The following is an 18,232-nucleotide window of genomic DNA, read 5'->3' on the forward strand; positions in this document are numbered from 1 at the left end:
GAAGGATGCCGGTGGGGCCGGGAGCGGCTTACCCTCGGGCGCAGCAAGGGAGTTGACCGCGATACGTACCGGGGAGGCGGCCGTGTCCACACCGGCAGCGGCACAGGCGCAGGACGTCGCGGACGGGGCGCCGTTCGCGGCCCGGGCGACGGGGCTGACGAAGGCGTACGGCACCGGGGAGACTGCGGTGATTGCCCTGGATGCGGTGGATGTCGCGATTGAGCGCGGCCGCTTCACCGCGGTGATGGGGCCGTCAGGGTCGGGGAAGTCGACGCTGATGCACTGCCTCGCCGGCCTGGACTCCGTATCGGCGGGGCGGGTCTGGCTGGGGCAGACGGAGATCACCGGGCTGAGCGAGCGGGAGCTGACGCGGCTGCGCCGGGACCGGGTGGGGTTCATGTTCCAGTCGTTCAATCTGCTGCCGACCCTCACCGCGCTGGAGAACATCACCCTCCCCATGGACATCGCCGGGCGGCGCCCCGACAAGGAGTGGCTGCACCGCGTCATCGACACGCTCGGCCTCGGCGACCGGCTCACCCACCGCCCGGCGCAGCTGTCCGGCGGGCAGCAGCAGCGCGTGGCGTGCGCGCGGGCGCTGGCCTCCCGCCCCGAGCTGATCTTTGCAGACGAGCCGACGGGGAATCTCGACTCCCGCTCCGGACTCGAGGTGCTGTCCTTCCTCCGCGAGGCCGTGGACGCGCTCGGGCAGACGGTGGTGATGGTGACGCACGACCCGGGGGCGGCGGCGCACTCGGACCTGGTGCTGTTCCTCGCCGACGGGCGGATCGTCGACGAGATGCCGGATCCTTCCGCGGAGGCGGTGCTGGAACGCATGAAGCGCTTCGACGGGATCAGGAAGAGCTGAGGCCGAGGTGCTACGGGCGACGCTGCGCAGCTTCTTCGCGCACAAGGGGCGGATGCTGCTGTCGGCCCTCGCGGTCCTGCTGTCGGTGGCGTTCGTCTCCGGCAGCCTCATCTTCTCGGACACGGTGAACCGGACCTTCGACCGGCTGTTCAAGTCAACCGCCGCCGATGTGTCGGTGGAGCCGAAGGAGCGGTTCAACGAGGCGCAGGGGATCACATCCGGGCTGGTCCCGACCGTGCCCGCGAAGCTGCGCGACAAGGTCGCGGGCGTCGATGGGGTCGCCGAGGCCCGCGTCCGCGTACAGGTCGAGCGGGTGACCGTCGTCGACTCCCGTAACAAGCCCGTGGGGCGCACGAACGGGCCGCCGACAATCGCCGCCAACTGGGACCCGGGCCCGAAGAGCGCCCTCGAACTGCGCACCGGACACGCGCCGCGCGGGCCCGGCGAGGCGCTGGTCGACAAGGACACCGCCGACCGCAAGGACATCGCGATCGGCGACCGGCTGAAGATCGTCGCCGCGCCCGGCAGCCATCAGGTGCGGGTAGTCGGGGTGGCCGCCTTCACCACCACCAACCCGGGCGCCACGCTCGTCTTCACCGATACGGCCACGGCCCAGCAGAAGGTCCTCGGCAAGAAGGGGCAGGCCACCGCGATCGTCATCGACGCCGCCGACGGAGTCGAGGACGCGGCGCTGAAGCAGCGGGTCGCGGCCGCCGTCGGCGCCGATTACACCGTGAAGACCGCCGACGAGCAGGCCAAGTCCGCGACCGAGGAGCTGGGTTCGTTCCTCGATGTCATCAAGTGGGTGATGCTCGGCTTCGCCGGGGTGGCGGTGCTGGTCGGGGTTTTTCTCATCGTGAATACGTTCTCGATGCTGATCGCGCAGCGCACCCGCGAGCTCGGGCTGATGCGGGCGCTGGGCGCGGACCGGCGGCAGGTGCGGAGGTCGGTGCTGACGGAGGCGGTGCTGCTCGGGCTGGTCGGCTCGACGCTGGGTCTTGCGGCCGGGGTCGCCCTTGCGGCCGGGCTGATCGAGCTGATGGGCGCGCTCGGGATGAACCTGGACGCGGCCGAGATGACGGTCAAGGCGACGACGCCGGTCGCCGCGTACGTGGTCGGCCTCGGGGTGACCTTCGTGGCCGCGTATCTGCCCGCCCGGCGGGCGGCACGGGTCTCCCCCATGGCGGCGCTCGCCGACCTGGAGATCGCCGGGACCGGCCGGCCGCTGAAGATCCGGGCGATCGCCGGGAGCGTGCTGGCGCTAGCGGGCGCCGCCTCCTTCGTCGGGTGCGTGTTGAGTACGGACACCTCGACCACGGCCACGTATCTCCTCGGCGGGATCGTGCTCACCCTGATCGCCATGGTCGTGGCGGGGCCCCTGCTCGTACGGCCCGTGATCCGGGCGCTCGGGGCGGCGTTCCCGCGGGTGTTCGGCCCGGTGGGCACGATGAGCCGGCAGAACGCGCTGCGCAACCCGCGCCGCACCGGCGCCACCGCCTCCGCGCTGATGGTGGGGCTCGCGCTGGTCGGCGGCATGGCGGTGGCGGGCGCCTCGATGACGAAGTCCTTCGATGAGGAGATCGACCGGTCGCTGGGCGCCGACTTCGTCGTGCAGAACGACAACTTCGGGCCCTTCCCGAAGGAGATCGGCAAGCGGGTGGAGAAGACCGAGGGGGTCGGGCTGCTGGTGCGGCAGCGGTACGCGCCGATGCGGATCACGCTGCCGGACGGCCGCAAGGTCCGTACCGCGGCCGGAGCCGTCGACGGCGATCTCGACAAGGTCGCCAAGCTCGAGTACGCGGCGGGCAGCACGGATGCCGCGCTGGCGGAGGACAGCATCGGGCTGGAGTCGAAGTACGCGCGCGAGCACGGGCTGCGGATGGGGTCTCGGCTGCCGGTGGAGTTCACGACCGGCAAGCGGGCCGTACTGACGGTCGGCGCGCTCAACGCACGGGACTCGGCGAATGCCTTCGGCACGCAGGGCGGCTTCATGATGGGCACGGACACGCTGGAGAAGTACCTGCCCGGCGCGCAGGACGCGGCGCTGCTCGTGAATGCCGCCGAGGGCACGGATCAGAGTGCGCTGCGGGATCGGCTCGACTCGGCGCTCAAGGGATTCCCGCAGGTCAAGGTCCGTGATCAGGCCGACCTCAAGGAGCTGGTGCGGGAGCAGATCGCGGTGCTGCTGTATCTCGTGTACGCGCTGCTGGGGCTGGCGATCATCATCGCGGTGCTGGGCGTGGTGAACACGCTCGCCCTGTCGGTCGTGGAGCGGACGCGGGAGATCGGGCTGCTGCGCGCGATCGGTCTTTCGCGGCGGCAGCTGCGGCGGATGATCCGGCTGGAGGCGGTGATGATCGCGGTCTTTGGCGCGCTGCTGGGGCTGGCGCTCGGACTGGTGTGGGGCGGGGGCGTGCACGAGGTGCTCGCGCTTCAGGGCATGCGGGCGTTTGCGGTGCCGTGGTGGACGGTGGTCGCCGTCGTGGGCGGGTCGGTGCTCGTCGGCCTGGCGGCCGCGCTGCTGCCGGCGTTGCGGGCGTCGCGGCTCAACGTGTTGGCCGCGATCGCGCACGAATAGTCCTGGCCGCGCCTGCGGCGCGATGTCGCTTCGCTCGTCCTCAAACGCCGGACGGGCTTGTTTTGCGCAGCCGCGCCGCCAGGTGCGGCTGGAGCGGCTCGCCCACCGCCTCCAGGTCATGCGTGAACTCCAGCGTGTCCTCGTCCGTCAGGACGTACCGGCGGCGGGTCGCCTCCACCACCTTCGCCGTCAGCGTCAGCGCCACCTCGTGCGTCGACAGGTCCACCCTCCCGTCCTCCGCCCGGCCCTCCGCCAGCTCCGCGATCCCCGTCGGCTGCGTGATCAGCGCCTCCACCCGGCCGTCGGGCTGCAGCCGCCACCAGCCGCTCTCCCGCGCCGACGGGCGCAGCGCGGTGCCGTCCGCGTCGATGAGCCAGGCACGGGCCTCGTAGTGGAGGAAAGGGCGGCCGTCATGACTGAAGGTGACCCGCTGCTCGTACGCGAAGTCCTCCGCCAGCGTCGGGTATCCGCCGCCCCCGCGGCCGGCCCACGTGCCGAGGAGGCCGAGGACCGGGGTGAGCAGTGCGTGCGGGGCCGGCTGGTCGTCCGGGCGGAGGGCGTCGGGGTACGGCAGGTCGAACATGCGGTGCGCTCCAAGGGTGTCGGGGGCCACGAGGGACACTATGGCCCATGACCGATCTCCGGATACGCCACTCCTCCCCCGCCGACCTGCACGCCGTGCTCGCCTTCTGGAAGGAAGCCGCCGAGGGCACGAGCGTCAGCGACGACCCGGACGGAGTCGCGGCACTGATCGCCCGCGACCAGGAGGCGCTGCTGCTCGCCGAGCGGGACGGGGAGCTCGTGGGCACGGTGATCGCCGGGTTCGACGGGTGGCGCTGCCACCTGTACCGGCTGGCCGTGCACCCGGACCACCGCCGCCAGGGCGTGTCGACGGCGCTGCTGGCGGCCGCGGAGGAGCGGTTCGCGAAGGTCGGCGGGCGGCGGCTCGACGCCATGGTGCTGGACCGGAATGAGACCGCCCACCATGCCTGGCGCGGGGCCGGGTACGCGCCGCAGGAAGAGTGGAGCCGGTGGGTGAAGCCGCTCCCGCGATGACCACGCTTTGCTGGTCCTTTACTATTGGTCGTTCCGTAACCCACTTCCCAGGAAAGGTGTGAGCGTCCACTGATGGACGAGCCTCCAAGTCCCTGCCATCGCGCCACCCCGCCCGCTCCGGCGATCATGGGACGGTGGTGACCCGATGACCGAAGTGATCCTCCTCGGTGTCGCGCTGGCGCTGACGCTGGCGTGCGGCGTCTTCGTGGCCGCCGAGTTCTCCCTCACCACCGTCGAGCGCGCCGATCTGGAGCTGGCCGTCGAGCGCGGCGAGCGCGGGTCGGAGAGCGCCCTGAAGGCCGTACGCAGCCTGACCTTCCAGCTCTCCGGCGCGCAGCTGGGCATCACCGTCACCAACCTGATCGTCGGCATGCTCGCCAAGCCGTCGATCGCCGCGATCATCGAGGGTCCGCTGACCGCGGCCGGCGTGCCGCACGGTGCCGTCGGCGGCCTCGCGCTCGCCCTCGGCACGGCGATCTCGACCGTGCTGCTGATGGTCGTCGGCGAGCTGGTGCCGAAGAACTGGGCGATCTCGCAGCCGCTGCCGATCGCCAAGCGGGTGGCCGCCTTCCAGCGCGGCTTCTCGGTCGCCTTCCGGCCGTTCATCAGCCAGCTCAACGGCACCGCCAACCGCCTTATCCGCGCCATGGGCATGGAGCCCGCCGAGGAGCTGGCCTCCGCCCGCAGCCCGCAGGAGCTGATCGCCCTGGCCCGGCACTCCGCCCAGCAGGGCTCCCTGGAGGCCGACCAGGCGGAGCTGTTCGTACGCACCCTGCACCTGGCCGATCTGACCGCGGAGAACGTGATGACGCCGCGGGTGCAGGTCATGGCGCTCGACGTGCACGCCACCGCGGAGGACGTCGCCAATGCCTGCCGGGCCACAGGCCTGTCCCGCTTCCCCGTCTACCGCGAGTCGCTCGACTCGGTGATCGGCATCGCGCACATCAAGGACATCCTCCCGATACCGGCCGACGAGCGCTCCCGCCGCCCGGTCACCGGCTTCCTGCGCGAGCCGGTGCTGGTGCCGGAGACGCTGCCCTGCGACACGCTCCTCGACCGGCTGTCGACCGCCCGCTCCATGGGTGTGGTCATCGACGAGTACGGCGGCACGGCCGGCGTCGTAACGCTGGAGGACATCCTGGAGGAGGTCGTCGGCGAGGTGCAGGACGAGCACGACCCCGACGAGACGCCCGACCTGGCCCCGGCCGGGACCGGGACGGACGGCGGCCGGCTGTTCAACGCCGACGGCGCCGTCCGCTCCGACCAGCTGGAGCGAATCGGGCTGAAGGCCCCGGACGGCCCGTACGAGACCCTCGCCGGGCTCATCGCCACCGAGCTCGGGCGGATCCCGTCCGACGGCGACTCGATCGAGGTGGCCGGGTGGCGCCTCGACGTCGTCGACGCGACCGGGCGGCGGGCGGCGCGGGTCGTGCTGCATGCGCCGCTGCCGGAGCCGGAGCACGCTGCTGACCATGCGGCTTACGGGCCGGAGGCGCGCCGATGACCATCGCGATCCAGCTGTTCATCGGCCTGGCGACGCTGGTCGTCAACGCCTTCTTCGTGGGCGCCGAGTTCGCGCTCATCTCCGTACGCCGCAGCCAGGTCGAGCCGTACGCCCGCGAGGGCGACCGGCGGGCGCGGCGGGTCGTGTGGGGTCTTGAGCACGTCTCGACGCTCATGGCCACCGCCCAGCTCGGCATCACGCTGTGCACCCTCGTCCTCGGCATCGTCGCCGAACCGGCCATCGCGCACCTGCTGGAGCCGGTCTTCCACACGGTCGGCATCCCGGACGGGGTCGCCCACGGCATCTCGTTCGTGATCGCGCTGGTGCTGGCCACGTACCTGCACATGCTCTTCGGCGAGATGGTGCCGAAGAACGTGGCGCTGGCCGACCCCGTGCGTACCGCGCTGCTGCTCGGGCCGCCGCTGGTGGCGCTGACGCGGGCGCTGCGCCCGCTGGTCTTCACGATCAACGCGTTCGCGAACATGCTGCTGAAGCTGCTGCGCGTGGAGACCAAGGACGAGGTGTCCGCGACCTTCTCGGACGACGAGCTGGCCCGGATGGTGACCGACTCCAGCGAGGCGGGGCTGATCGACGACAAGGCGACCGGGCGGCTGCAGGAGGCCCTTGAGCTGGGGCGCCGCCCCGTGAGCGAGGTCGTGCTGCCCAAGGAGGACGTGGTCTCGGCCCGGTTCGGGATCACGCCCGAGGAGCTGGAGCGGATGTCGTCCGAGTCGGGCTTCTCGCGCTTCCCGGTGGTCGACGACCTCGGCCGCATCCTCGGCTATCTGCATGTGAAGGACGCCCTGAACGCGCCGGTCCGCGACCTGCCGTTCGCGGTCGGCGCGCTGCGCCGGATCGCCCGGGTGCGGGCGTCGATGCCGCTGGACGACGTGCTCACCGCGATGCGCGGCTCCAGCACCCATCTGGCGGCCGTCACCGGCGACGATGGGCTGCTGGCCGGGCTCGTCACCATGGAGGATGTGCTGCGGGAGCTGGTCGGGCGGGCGGCGTGACCCCGGCGTAGGATCGCCCTCGCGATGGAAACAAATGTTCATTACACCAGCTTTGTCGCGGTCGGCGACTCCTTCACCGAGGGCATGTCGGACGAGCTGCCGGACGGCAGCTACCGCGGCTGGGCGGACCTCCTGGCCGCCCGGCTCGCGGCCGCCTCCCCCGGCTTCCGGTACGCCAACCTGGCCGTACGCGGGAAGCTGATCGCGCAGATCGCCGACGAGCAGGTGGCCGCGGCGGCCGCGATGGAGGCCGATGTGGTGACGCTGGTCGGCGGCCTGAACGACGCCATCCGGCCGCGCTGCGACATGGCGCTGGTGAAGGCCCGGCTCGGCGAGGCGGTGGAGCGGCTGGCGCCGCACGCCGGGCAGCTGGTCCTGATGCGCAGCCCGGGCCGCAACGGCCCCGTACTCGACCGGGTCAGGCCGCGCATGGAGGAGCTTTTCGCGTACGTCGATGAGCTCGCCGCGCGGCACGGCGCCCTGGTGGTGGACCTGTACGCCTCGAAGGCCCTCGCCGACCAGCGGATGTGGGCGGACGACCGGCTGCACCTGACGTCCGAGGGCCACCGGCGGGTGGCCGAGGCGGTGTGGCAGACGCTCGGGCTGCCGCCGTCCTTCGACTGGGACGAGCCGCTGCCGCCGGCCGCCCCGGCCCCGTGGGCGGCCCGGCGGGCGGCGGATCTGCGCTTCGCGCGCACCTACCTGGGGCCGTGGATCGGGCGCCGGCTCACCGGCAGGTCCTCGGGCGACGGCAGGCCGCCGAAGCGCGGGGAGCTGGCTCCGTACGAGCAGGCGTGACCACGTAGAATTCCGCTACGTGAACAAGCCGCGCATCCCCAACGTCCTGGCCGGCCGCTACGCCTCCCCCGAGCTGGCGGTCCTCTGGTCCCCCGAATACAAGGTCACGCTGGAGCGGAGGCTCTGGCTCGCCGTGCTGCGGGCGCAGAAGGACCTCGGCATCGAGGTGCCCGACCAGGCCCTCGCCGACTACGAGCGGGTGCTCTCCCAGGTCGACCTTGTGTCGATCGCCGAGCGGGAGAAGGTCACCCGGCATGACGTGAAGGCGCGCATCGAGGAGTTCAACGCGCTCGCCGGGCATGAGCAGATCCACAAGGGGATGACGTCCCGCGACCTCACGGAGAACGTCGAGCAGCTGCAGATCCGGCTCTCCATGGAGCACATCCGCGACCGCACCGTGGCCGTGCTGGCGCGGCTCGGCAGCCGCGCGGGCGAGTACGGCGAGCTGGTCATGGCCGGCCGCTCGCACAACGTGGCCGCGCAGGCCACCACGCTCGGCAAGCGCTTTGCGACCGCGGCCGACGAGCTGCTGGTGGCGTACGGGCGGGTGCAGGAGCTCCTCGCCCGCTATCCGCTGCGCGGCATCAAGGGCCCGGTCGGCACCGCCCAGGACATGCTCGACCTGCTCGGCGGCGACGGCGCCAAGCTCGACGAACTGGAGCGGCGGGTCGCCGCCCACCTGGGCTTCGCCGAGGCCTTCACCTCGGTCGGGCAGGTCTATCCGCGGTCCCTCGACTACGACGTGGTGAGCGCCCTGGTGCAGCTGGCCGCGGCCCCGTCATCCCTCGCCAAGACGATCCGGCTGATGGCCGGGCACGAGCTGGTGACCGAGGGCTTCAAGCCCGGCCAGGTCGGCTCGTCCGCGATGCCGCACAAGATGAACACCCGGTCGTGCGAGCGGGTCAACGGGCTGGCGGTCATCCTGCGCGGCTACGCGTCGATGACCGGCGAGCTCGCAGGCGACCAGTGGAACGAGGGCGACGTGTCCTGCTCGGTGGTGCGCCGGGTCGCGCTGCCGGACGCGTTCTTCGCGCTGGACGGGCTGCTGGAGACCTTCCTGACGGTGCTGGACGAGTTCGGCGCCTTCCCGGCGGTGGTGGCGCGGGAGCTGGACCGATACCTGCCGTTCCTCGCGACGACGAAGGTGCTGATGGGGGCCGTACGGGCCGGGGTCGGCCGGGAGATCGCGCACGAGGTCATCAAGGAGCACGCGGTCGCGTCCGCGCTGGCCATGCGCGAGCAGGGCGCGACCGAGAACGAGCTGCTCGACCGGCTCGCGGCCGACGACCGCATCCCGCTCGACCGGGCCGCGCTGGACGAGCTGATGGCGGACAAGCTGTCCTTCACCGGCGCGGCTGGCGACCAGGTCGCCGCCGTGGTGGCCCGTATCGAAGAGGTCGCCAAGCAGCACCCGGAGGCCGCCGCGTACGCGCCCGGGGCGATCCTCTGACCCGCTTTACGGCCGAGGAGCTGGAGGCCGCGCGGGAGCGGCTGGTGGACGATGTGGTCGCCCCCGGGCTGCGGGTGCTGTTCTGCGGCATCAATCCGGGGCTGATGACGGCCGCCACCGGCCACCACTTCGCGCGGCCCGGCAACCGCTTCTGGCCCGTACTGCACCGGTCGGGGTTCACGCCCCGGCTGCTGCGCCCGGACGAGCAGCGGGAGCTGCTGTCGTACGGGCTCGGCATCACCAATGTGGTGGCGCGGGCTACCGCGCGGGCGGACGAACTGAGCGACGAGGAGTACCGCGAGGGCGGGCGGCTGCTGGCGGAGAAGGTGGCGCGGCTGCGGCCGCGGGTGCTCGCCGTGGTGGGCGTGACCGCGTACCGGATCGCCTTCGGCGAGCGGAAGGCGGCGATCGGGCCGCAGGAGCGCCGCATCGGCGGCGCGCGGGTGTGGGTGCTGCCGAACCCGAGCGGGCTGAACGCGCACTGGACGCCGGCCGCCATGGCCGAGGAGTTCGCGCGGCTGCGCCATGAGGCAAACCAGAACTGAGGCCCGGATATCCTTCATGTCGGACATGACACGAAGGAGGCCGCTGCCGAATGCAGACGGACGAGCGGCACCTCGCCGAGGGCGACGCGGATGCCCGCTGGCTCGCCGTGGTCATGCAGCTGACGTACGTCCTGCTGCTCGGCTCCGCGATGATCCGCTTCCTGCACCGGCACTCCGGCGAGAACCGGGCGCCCTGGGTGATCGCCCTGGCCATCGCGCTGACGGTGGTCTATTTCTTCGGCCCGCGCGCCGGGCGGGCCACCGACCAGTGGCCGCGGGCGCGGATGGCGGCCTGGTTCGGCACGATGATCACCCTGTGGGCCGTGCTGGTCGCGCTCGCGCCGAGCTTCGGCTGGGTGGCGGTGCCGCTCTTCTTCACCGCGCTGCGCAATCTGCCGCCCCGGGCCGCGTACGGGCTGATCGCCATCCTCACCGCCTTCGTCATCGCCGCCCAGCTGCAGCTGTCGGCGCGCTTCGACATCGACCTGGTGGTCGGCCCGATCGCGCTCGCCGGCTCCGCCGCCGCGCTGTTCGGCTACATGGAGCGCCAGTCCGCCCGGCAGGAGTCGCTGATCACCGACCTGGTCCGCACCCGCCGCGAACTGGCCGCCACCGAGCGCCGCGAGGGCACCCTCGCCGAGCGTCAGCGGCTGGCGATGGAGATCCACGACACCCTCGCGCAGGGCGTCTCCAGCCAGCAGATGCTGCTCCGGGCGGCGCAGCGCACCTGGGACACCGAACAGGACAAGGCCCGCGGCCACGTCGAGACGGCCGTCGCCATCGGCGAGCACAACCTGCGTGAGGCGCGGCGGTTCGTGTACGACCTGGCGCCGGCCGACCTGGCGGGCGGCGGCGGGCTGGAGGCCGCGCTGCACTCCCTCGCCGAGCGGGAGTCGGGTGAGCGGCTGACCGTACGGGTCCATGTGGACGCGGCCGGCGCCGGTCCCGTAACGGAGCTTCCGGAGCTGGTGCAGTCCGCGCTGCTGCGGATCGCGCAGGGCGCGCTCGCCAATGTGCGCGAGCACGCCGGGGCCACGACCGCCGTCCTCACCCTCACCTGTCTCGACGACCAGGTGGTGCTGGATGTCGCGGACGACGGCCGCGGCTTCGATACGGCGACGCTGCCGGAGGCCGCGGCGGGGATGCGCGGGCATGGCGTGCCCGCGATCCGCGCGCGGCTCAAGCAGCTCGGCGGCACGCTGACGATCGAGTCCGCGCCGGGTGAGGGCACGGTGCTGTCGGCGTCGGTGCCGCTGGGCTGATCGGCTTGATCAGCGTCCCAGGAACGCGTCGTACACGGCGATCGTGGACTTGTTGTCCTGCTTGTCCACGGCTTCGGCCCGCAGCGCGACCGACTTCCCCTTCGCCGGGGTGAGCACGAGGGCCTTGCCGAGCACCCGCGGCACCTTGTGCCAGGACTTGCCGCCGTCGTAGCTGGCCTCGATCGTCAGCGACTTGAGGTTGTCGCCGGCCGCCGCGCCCTGGATCTCGTACGGCATCGCGATGATCCGGTTCGCCCTGACCTTCGACTCGAGGTCGAGGTCGGGGTGGAAGCGGACCACGGACACCGGCAGGTGTCCCTCGTCGCCGGTCTTGGAGTGGAACGTCCAGCTGGCGTCGATCTTGGTCCCCACCTGGAACATCGTGCGGTCCTCGCGTACCTGCGACGTCTTCAGCGTGTACTCGCCGTCGTCCTTGGGCAGCGGGTACGAGCCTGTGGAAAGGTCGTTGTCGTCCTCCGCGATCTTCTCGCCGTTGCGGTACAGGGTGGTGGTCGCCTTCACGGCGTCGACGTCCACCAGGCCGCCGTTCTCGTGGCCCGCACCGTCCGAAAACATGGCGAGGAAGGCGTAGAGCGTGTCGCCGCTGCGCGCCAGGTAGTTGTCGTCGCTCAGTACCGGCCCCATCACCCCGGTGTTGAAGGGGATGCGGTAGGTCCGGCCCGCGTCGTACTGCTCGAAGAAGATCTGGTGCGAGACCTCCGACGGCAGCCATCCGTTCGGCAGCGGGTCGCCGACCTGGTCGGCGAACAGCGACCAGTCGGCGTCGCGGGAGGCCGCCACGTAAAGATGCTGGGTGGTCGGTGCGGGGACGAACCGCCCGAAGGCGTAGCCCTGTATCGAGGAGGTCCCGGCCGGCACCCCACCGATGGCGGACAGCCAGCCGGTTTTGCCCGGAGCGGTCACGCCCATGCCCGCGTCGATCCGGGCCAGTTCACGCCGCTTCACGTGCTTGGTGAAGCCGTCCTCCAACCGCTTGGTCGCGCCACCGTAGACCAGCGAGTACTGGGTGTCGTCGCCCTTGGTGAAGTCGGCGCCCCACACCTGGTTGAGCAGCTCCCCCTCGGCGACGTCGGGGCCGAGGTGGGCGGAACGGAATCCCTTGTAGGAGCCCAGTCGCCAGGCGAAGGTCTCCCTGTACTGCCCCTGCACCTGGTAGGCCGCATAGGCCTGCCGCGCCACCGCCGCGTCGTCCGGCACCGTGATGTCGACCGGCTTGGCCGTACGGGCGTCCAGCGTCAGCTCCTGGTCGCCGTCCACCGTCAGCCGGGGCTGTGCGATCCAGTCGGTGCCCTTGGTGGGGTCGCCGCGGTCGGCGAGCACCATCCCCTCCACGCTGTACTCGCCCTTGGGCAGCCGCACCGTGGTGGACTCGCTGTTCTCGTCGAGCGTGAACTCCTCGCCCGCCGCCTCACCGGTCAGACCGTGGATGTACGTCTGGAAGGCGGCGGCCGCCTTGCCGTCACGGCCCAGGTGCTTCAGCGAGAGGGCGTAGGAAGGGATCTCGCGCTCCACGGCGACGGCCGTGCGCACGGACTGCTCGCCGGCGGTCGCGGTCACGGCCGCCGAGTACTTGCCGTCGGGCGCCTCGACCTTGGTGTCCGCGGTGACGGACGCCTCGGCGGTGCCGCCCGCGGGGACGGTGACCTTGGCCGGGCTGACCTTGAACATGCCCTCCGGGGCGGCCGATCCGTCCGGGCCCTTGCCGGCAATGGAGAGGTCCAGGGTGACGTCGGCGGAGCCGGTGTTCCGGTACGTCAGGGGCTTGGTGATCGGCTCGTCGTCGTCATGCGGCCAGGGGGCGCTGCCGAGGTTGAGCGAGGTGGGGGCGGCGTAGACGCCCTGCTTGATCGCCTTGTCGACCTGGATACGGCCCGAGCCCTGGTCGTACGCGGTGAAGCCGCCGTCCTTGGCGGACGCCGTCAGCGCGCCCTTGAGCTCGGCGGCCTTCCAGTCCGGGTGCTGCTGCTTGAGGATGGCGGCGGCGCCTGCGACGTGCGGGGTGGCCATCGACGTACCCGAGATGGTCATGTAGCCCTCGGGGTTCTCGCCGACCTCCTGGGCGATGGAGTTGCCGGGGGCCGAGGCGGCGGTGATGTCCACGCCGGGGGCCGTCACATCCGGCTTGATGGTGCCGCCGCCGACGCGGGGGCCGCGGCTGGAGAAGTCGGCCATCTGGTCGCTCTTGTCGACCGCGCCGACCGTGAGCGAGCCGTCCGCCGAGCCCGGCGTGCCGATGGTGCCCGCGCCGGGCCCCTCGTTGCCGGCGGCGATGGTGAACAGGACGCCCTGCTCGGTGTACTTGTTGATCGCCGCTTCCATGGCGTCGAGGCCGGGCTCGTCCTGGCCGCCGAGGCTCATGCTGATGATGTCGGCGCCCTCGGCGACCGCCCAGTCCATGCCGGCGACGATCCCGGAGTCGTTGCCGCTGCCGGTGTCGCCGAGCACCTTGCCGGCGAGGAGCCCGGCGCCGGGTGCGACGCCCTTGTACTTGCCGCCGGACTTGGCGCCCGTGCCCGCGATGGTGGAGGCGACGTGGGTGCCGTGGCCCTGGCGGTCCTTGTTGTCGGGCGAGTCGGTGAAGTTCTTCTCCGCGATCTGCTGGCCCTCGAGGTCCGGGTGGGTCTCGTCGACGCCGGTGTCGAGGACGGCCACCTTCACGCCCTTGCCGTCGAATCCGGCCTCCCAGGCTTTGGGGGCGCCGATCTGCGGGACGGAGACGTCGAGTTGGGCCTTGACGGTGCCGTCGAGCCAGACGTGGTCGATGCCCGAGGTGGCGGCGAGAGTGGAGTTCCCGGCTTCCCGGGTGAGCGCCTTCCACAGCTTCGGCAGGTCGTCCTGCTTGGTGGTGACGGCGTCCGCGTTGAGGGACTTCAGCCGGCGGCTGACCTTGGTGCCGTCGGTGCCGCGCACCTCGGAACGGGCGGTGTCCGCGCTGCCCTGGTAGCCGACGATCACCTTCAGCCCGTTCTTGTACGACGCGCGGGACGCGGCGGTCGCGAGTCCGGTGGCGTCGAACAGGCGGCGGTCCAGCTTGCCGCTGGAGAGCAGCCGCTGGGCGTCGAGCGGCACCACATAGGAGTGGCCGCCGGAGGTGCGCGTGTGCACCGGGATGTCCTCGCGGCCGGGGGCCGGCGTAAAGCCGGTGACCTTCCCGTCCGACACCTGCACCACATCACCGGTGATCAGCTGCACCCGGTGCGTGGGGGCCTGCTTCTTGCTGGCCTTCGGCGCGTCCGAACCGGCTGTGGCCGGTGCGGACGCGCCCGTTGCAGTCGCCACGGCCGCTATTGCGGCCGCTATGGCGATGCCTGCTCTTCCTGCCTGGCTTCGCACGTGAGTTGAGTCCTCTAGTTTTGGGATGCCAAAATCCGTGTGCGGAGCAGTATTCACATGGTGAGACAACCGATCAAGAGTGCGAATCGGTGCAATGGCCACGGCATCAGGCGCAGTTCAGGCGTCCCGGCGGCGCAGCGACCACCATCCGGCGAGCGCTGCCGCCGCCGCCCAGGCCGCGGTCACCGCCAGGCCCGCCCACGGGTCGAGGGACGTCGGCGGGTCGGCGTAGATGATCTGCTGCCCGGCGCGGTCGGGGAGGTAGTCCGCGACGCCCGCCGCGCCCGTACCGATGACCATCGACACGACGAGGATGAACGGGATGAGGATGCTCAGCACCGCCATCCCGCTGCGCAGCACGGCGGTCAGGCCGGTGGCGAAGACCGCCATCAGGGCCAGGTAGATGGCGCCGCCGACGCAGGCGCGCAGGGCGCCGTCGTCGCCGATGGACAGGGCCTTGTCGCCCAGCAGGGCGCCGCCCAGGAAGAAGGTGGCGAAGGTCGTCACCAGGCCGAGGGCGAGGGCGAGGCCCGCGACATTCGCGAGCTTGGCGGCATAGAAGGCGCCCCGGCGCGGGACCGCGGCGAGGGAGGCGCGGATGCCGCCGGACACGTACTCGGACGACAGCGCCAGGGTGCCGAAGGCGATGACCGCGATCTGGCCGGGGCTGACGCCGATGAAGACCGAGAACAGCGGGTCGAAGTCGCCGTTGTCCGACTCGGCTTCGCCGAAGGCCCCGTTGGCGAGGGCGCTGAAGCCGACGGTCAGCAGCACGACCGCGGCGAGCGACCACACCGTGCCGCGCAGCGTCTTGATCTTGATCCACTCGGAGCGGAGTACGGCGGTGGCGGGCATGTGCTCAGACCTCCTGGGGGACGGCCGCGAACTCCGCGGCGGATGCGGTCAGATCGAGGTAGGCCTGCTCCAGGGTGGCCTCCTCGGCGGCGAGTTCGAGGATCGGGATACCGGCGCGGGCGGCGAGCGGGCCGATCGCGTCCACGTCGGCGTCGTCGACGTGCCAGCGGCCGTCCTCGTCGCGGACGGGGTCGTAGCCGTGCTCCTTGAGCAGCGCGCGCAGCCGCTCGTCCGCCGAGGTCCGTACGCGCACGCGCGGGCGGACGCGCGAGGAGATGAAGTCCTTCATCGGGGTGTCCGCCAGGACCTGCCCGCGGCCCAGGACGATCAGGTGGTCGGCGAAGGCCGCCGTCTCGCCCATGAGGTGGCTGGAGACCAGGACCGTACGGCCCTCGGCGGCCAGTCGGCGCAGCAGCTCGCGGATCCAGATGATGCCTTCGGGGTCGAGGCCGTTCGACGGCTCGTCGAGCATCAGCACCCGCGGGTCGCCGAGGAGGGCGGCGGCGATGCCGAGGCGCTGGCGCATGCCGAGCGAGTACGTCTTCACCCGGCGGTCGGCCGCCGTGGCGATGCCGGTCAGCTCCAGGACCTCGGCGACCCGGCGGTCCGGGATCCGGTTGCTGGCCGCGAGCGCCGCCAGGTGCGCGCGGGCGGTGCGGGAGCCGTGCGCGGCGCCGGCGTCGAGGAGGGCACCGACGTGGCGGAGCGGCTCGGGGATGGTCGCGTACGGGCGGCCGCCGACGGTCGCCGTCCCCGAGGTGGGGCGGTCGAGGCCGAGGACGAGCCGCATGGTCGTCGACTTGCCGGCGCCGTTGGGGCCGAGGAAGCCGGTGACCCGGCCGGGTTCGACGGTGAAGGTGATGCGGTCGACGGCGCGCACCTTTCCGTAGACCTTGGTCAGGTCGCGCACTTCGATGGCTGTGGCTGCTGTCATGGCGCTTACGATTCCGGTGCGTGCAGGTCAGGGGCCTCCCCCGGGGGCGGGTTCCGGGTCCCTCGCGCGAGGGATTCGGCGGGCGGGGGCGGCTGGCACGATGGGTTTCGTGATCTCGATGGCCCGGCTGCTGCGCCCCGCTGTACGTGTGGTGACGTACACGCGGTGGCTGCACATGTTCGTCGGCGCGATCCTCCCCGTGATCGTGTCGCTGGTGACCGGCCCCGAGCTCGACGGCATGGACGGCCGCCCATACCTGTCCACCCTCGCGCTCATGGTCGTCACACCCATCCCGTTGCTGGCCGTCGCCGCCGCCATCCCGCATATGCGCGTGGTGGAGACGCTGCAGGCCCAGTTGCTGCTCTATCCCGGCAGCAAGCCACACCCGGGGGTCGCCAGGACTCCGTCCGCGTCCTGGAGCGACCGGGGGCGGCTCTTCATCTGGCTGGTGGTGCGGCTGGTGCTGGGCTTCACCGCCGTGATGGTGACCTTCAATGGCGCCGCGGGCGTGCTCGGGATGCTCGTGCCGTCCGTGTGGGACGGGCTGACGGCCGAGCCCCTGGGCTTCAATGAGCACTGGCAGTGGTGGTATCGGCTGCTCGCGCCCGTGGCGGCGCTTCTCGTGTACGGGCTCGTCTGGTCCACCGGCGCCGCGATGGCCGCCCTGGCGCCCAAGCTCCTCGGCCCCTCCCGCGCCGAGCGGCTGGCGGAGCTGGAGGACCGTACGGAGCGGCTCCTCGAGCACAATCGGCTCGCCCGCGAGCTGCACGACACGATCGGGCATGCGCTGACCGTCGCCGTCGTGCAGGCGGGGGCGGCGCGCACCGCCGGGTCGCCGGAGTTCACGGAGAAGGCCCTCGCGGCGATCGAGGACACCGGGCGGGAGGCGCTCAATGACCTCGACCGGGTGCTGAAGGTGCTGCGCGAGGACGCCACACCGGCCTCGGCCCGGCCGACGCTCACCGACGCCGAGCGGCTCGTAGCGTCCGCGCGCGGGGCGGGCGCGGAGGTGCGTACGGAGATATCCGGCGACCTGGCTGTCGTGCCGGGACCGATCTCCCGCGAGGGATACCGGATGCTGCAGGAGTGCCTCACCAACGTGCTGCGGCACGCAGGACCCGTACCGTCGTCGGTCCGCATATCCGCGGACGGCCGCCTGGAGCTGGAGGTGCGCAACAAGCTGCCCGCCGAAGCCGCCGGCAGCGCCGAGCGCGGCTCCGGCCTGCGCGGCATCCGGGAGCGCGCCGAGCTGCTCGGCGGCGAGTCGGAGTCCGGGCCGTACGAGGGCGAATGGCGGGTGAAGGTGGCGCTGCCGATACAGTGACGGCGTGCCGATCACCGTCCTGCTCGTCGACGACGACGCGCTCGTGCGCGCCGGTCTGCGGGCGATCCTTGAGGCACAGCCGGACATCGAGGTCATCGGCGAGGCGGCGGACGGCGCGGCGGTGATTCCGCTCGTACGGCAGCTGCGGCCCGATGTCGTCGCGATGGATGTGCGGATGCCGCTGATGGACGGGATCGAGGCGACGCGGGCGGTGCTCAGGACCGTTCCGGATCCGCCGAAGATCCTGGTGGTGACGACCTTCGAGGAGGACGACTACGTCTACGGGGCGCTGCGCGCCGGGGCCGACGGGTTTCTGCTGAAGCGGGCCAGGCCGGCGGAGATCGTGCACGCGGTGCGGCTGGTCGCCGAGGGCGAGTCGCTGCTGTTCCCGGCCGCCCTGCGCACCCTCGCCGCCGCGCACGGCAACGAGCAGGCGCGGCAGGACTTCGGCAGGGCCGCACTCACCGACCGCGAAGGCGAGGTGCTGCGGCTGATCGCCCGCGGCCTCGCCAACGCGGAGATCGCCGCGCGCCTGCACCTCGGCACCGAGACGGTGAAGACGCACGTGAGCGCCGTGCTGGCGAAGCTCGGCGCGCGGGACCGCACGCAGGCGGTGATCGCGGCGTACGAGTCCGGGTTCGTCGCTCCCGGGTCTGCCGAATAGCGGTTACGATCCGCCTCGTATACGACCGAA

15 protein-coding genes are annotated in these 18,232 nt (G+C 71.8%); 11 read left to right on the forward strand and 4 right to left on the reverse strand.

Going from position 1 to position 18,232, the window contains the following annotated elements; translation table 11 throughout:
* The first annotated feature begins 82 nt into the window (after window positions 1–82).
* Both ACNNMR_RS03160 and ACNNMR_RS03165 read left to right on the forward strand, forming a co-directional pair.
* Complete coding sequence (locus ACNNMR_RS03160; RefSeq protein WP_419992945.1) at window positions 83–865, forward strand: ABC transporter ATP-binding protein; 783 nt, start codon at window positions 83–85, stop codon at window positions 863–865.
* Between the two features lie 7 nt (window positions 866–872).
* Window positions 873–3,443 (forward strand): ABC transporter permease, encoded by a 2,571-nt coding sequence (locus ACNNMR_RS03165; protein WP_419992946.1) that lies wholly within the window; start codon window positions 873–875, stop codon window positions 3,441–3,443.
* 40 nt (window positions 3,444–3,483) lie between these two features.
* Here ACNNMR_RS03165 and ACNNMR_RS03170 read toward each other — a convergent pair whose 3' ends face one another.
* Window positions 3,484–4,026: an FABP family protein gene (locus ACNNMR_RS03170; RefSeq protein ID WP_420000246.1), complete on the reverse strand. Its 543-nt coding sequence runs from the start codon at window positions 4,024–4,026 to the stop codon at window positions 3,484–3,486.
* Between the two features lie 47 nt (window positions 4,027–4,073).
* On the opposite strand from ACNNMR_RS03170, the gene ACNNMR_RS03175 reads away from it, so the two are divergent.
* The 7 genes from ACNNMR_RS03175 to ACNNMR_RS03205 all read left to right on the forward strand — a co-directional run bounded on the left by ACNNMR_RS03175 (window position 4,074) and on the right by ACNNMR_RS03205 (window position 11,071).
* Window positions 4,074–4,499, forward strand: coding sequence for a GNAT family N-acetyltransferase (locus tag ACNNMR_RS03175; RefSeq protein WP_419992947.1), 426 nt, complete (start codon window positions 4,074–4,076; stop codon window positions 4,497–4,499).
* 145 nt (window positions 4,500–4,644) lie between these two features.
* Entirely contained in the window at window positions 4,645–6,003 is a 1,359-nt protein-coding gene (locus ACNNMR_RS03180) for a hemolysin family protein (protein ID WP_419992948.1), read from the forward strand.
* The gene (locus ACNNMR_RS03185) at window positions 6,000–7,016 is read left to right on the forward strand and encodes a hemolysin family protein (RefSeq protein ID WP_419992949.1); all 1,017 of its coding nucleotides are present in this window, start codon (window positions 6,000–6,002) and stop codon (window positions 7,014–7,016) included. Before ACNNMR_RS03180 ends, ACNNMR_RS03185 begins: the two co-directional genes overlap by 4 nt.
* A gap of 24 nt (window positions 7,017–7,040) precedes the next feature.
* Window positions 7,041–7,814, forward strand: a complete 774-nt coding sequence (locus ACNNMR_RS03190; RefSeq protein ID WP_419992950.1) for an SGNH/GDSL hydrolase family protein — start codon at window positions 7,041–7,043, stop codon at window positions 7,812–7,814.
* A gap of 19 nt (window positions 7,815–7,833) precedes the next feature.
* Window positions 7,834–9,264, forward strand: a complete 1,431-nt coding sequence (purB, locus tag ACNNMR_RS03195; protein WP_419992951.1) for an adenylosuccinate lyase — start codon at window positions 7,834–7,836, stop codon at window positions 9,262–9,264.
* A complete protein-coding gene (mug, locus tag ACNNMR_RS03200) occupies window positions 9,261–9,809 on the forward strand; it encodes a G/U mismatch-specific DNA glycosylase (protein ID WP_420000247.1) in 549 nt (182 codons plus the stop codon). The genes purB and mug overlap by 4 nt, the downstream gene beginning before the upstream one ends.
* 50 nt (window positions 9,810–9,859) lie before the next feature.
* Window positions 9,860–11,071, forward strand: coding sequence for a sensor histidine kinase (locus ACNNMR_RS03205; protein WP_419992952.1), 1,212 nt, complete (start codon window positions 9,860–9,862; stop codon window positions 11,069–11,071).
* A 9-nt stretch (window positions 11,072–11,080) separates the two neighbouring features.
* Here ACNNMR_RS03205 and ACNNMR_RS03210 read toward each other — a convergent pair whose 3' ends face one another.
* The 3 genes from ACNNMR_RS03210 to ACNNMR_RS03220 all read right to left on the reverse strand — a co-directional run bounded on the left by ACNNMR_RS03210 (window position 11,081) and on the right by ACNNMR_RS03220 (window position 16,214).
* Entirely contained in the window at window positions 11,081–14,371 is a 3,291-nt protein-coding gene (locus ACNNMR_RS03210) for a S8 family peptidase (RefSeq protein ID WP_419992953.1), read from the reverse strand.
* 171 nt (window positions 14,372–14,542) lie between these two features.
* On the reverse strand, window positions 14,543–15,280 hold the full coding sequence (locus ACNNMR_RS03215; protein ID WP_419992954.1) for an ABC transporter permease: 738 nt from the start codon (window positions 15,278–15,280) through the stop codon (window positions 14,543–14,545).
* A gap of 4 nt (window positions 15,281–15,284) precedes the next feature.
* Window positions 15,285–16,214, reverse strand: coding sequence for an ABC transporter ATP-binding protein (locus ACNNMR_RS03220; protein ID WP_419992955.1), 930 nt, complete (start codon window positions 16,212–16,214; stop codon window positions 15,285–15,287).
* Window positions 16,215–16,332: 118 nt separating this feature from the next.
* On the opposite strand from ACNNMR_RS03220, the gene ACNNMR_RS03225 reads away from it, so the two are divergent.
* Window positions 16,333–17,538, forward strand: coding sequence for a sensor histidine kinase (locus ACNNMR_RS03225; protein ID WP_420000248.1), 1,206 nt, complete (start codon window positions 16,333–16,335; stop codon window positions 17,536–17,538).
* A 4-nt stretch (window positions 17,539–17,542) separates the two neighbouring features.
* Window positions 17,543–18,202: a response regulator transcription factor gene (locus ACNNMR_RS03230; RefSeq protein WP_419992956.1), complete on the forward strand. Its 660-nt coding sequence runs from the start codon at window positions 17,543–17,545 to the stop codon at window positions 18,200–18,202.
* Window positions 18,203–18,232 lie beyond the last annotated feature (30 nt).

Origin of the sequence: Streptomyces boninensis (assembly GCF_048572725.1) — a bacterium.
In the GTDB taxonomy this organism is placed as follows: domain Bacteria; phylum Actinomycetota; class Actinomycetes; order Streptomycetales; family Streptomycetaceae; genus Streptomyces; species Streptomyces boninensis.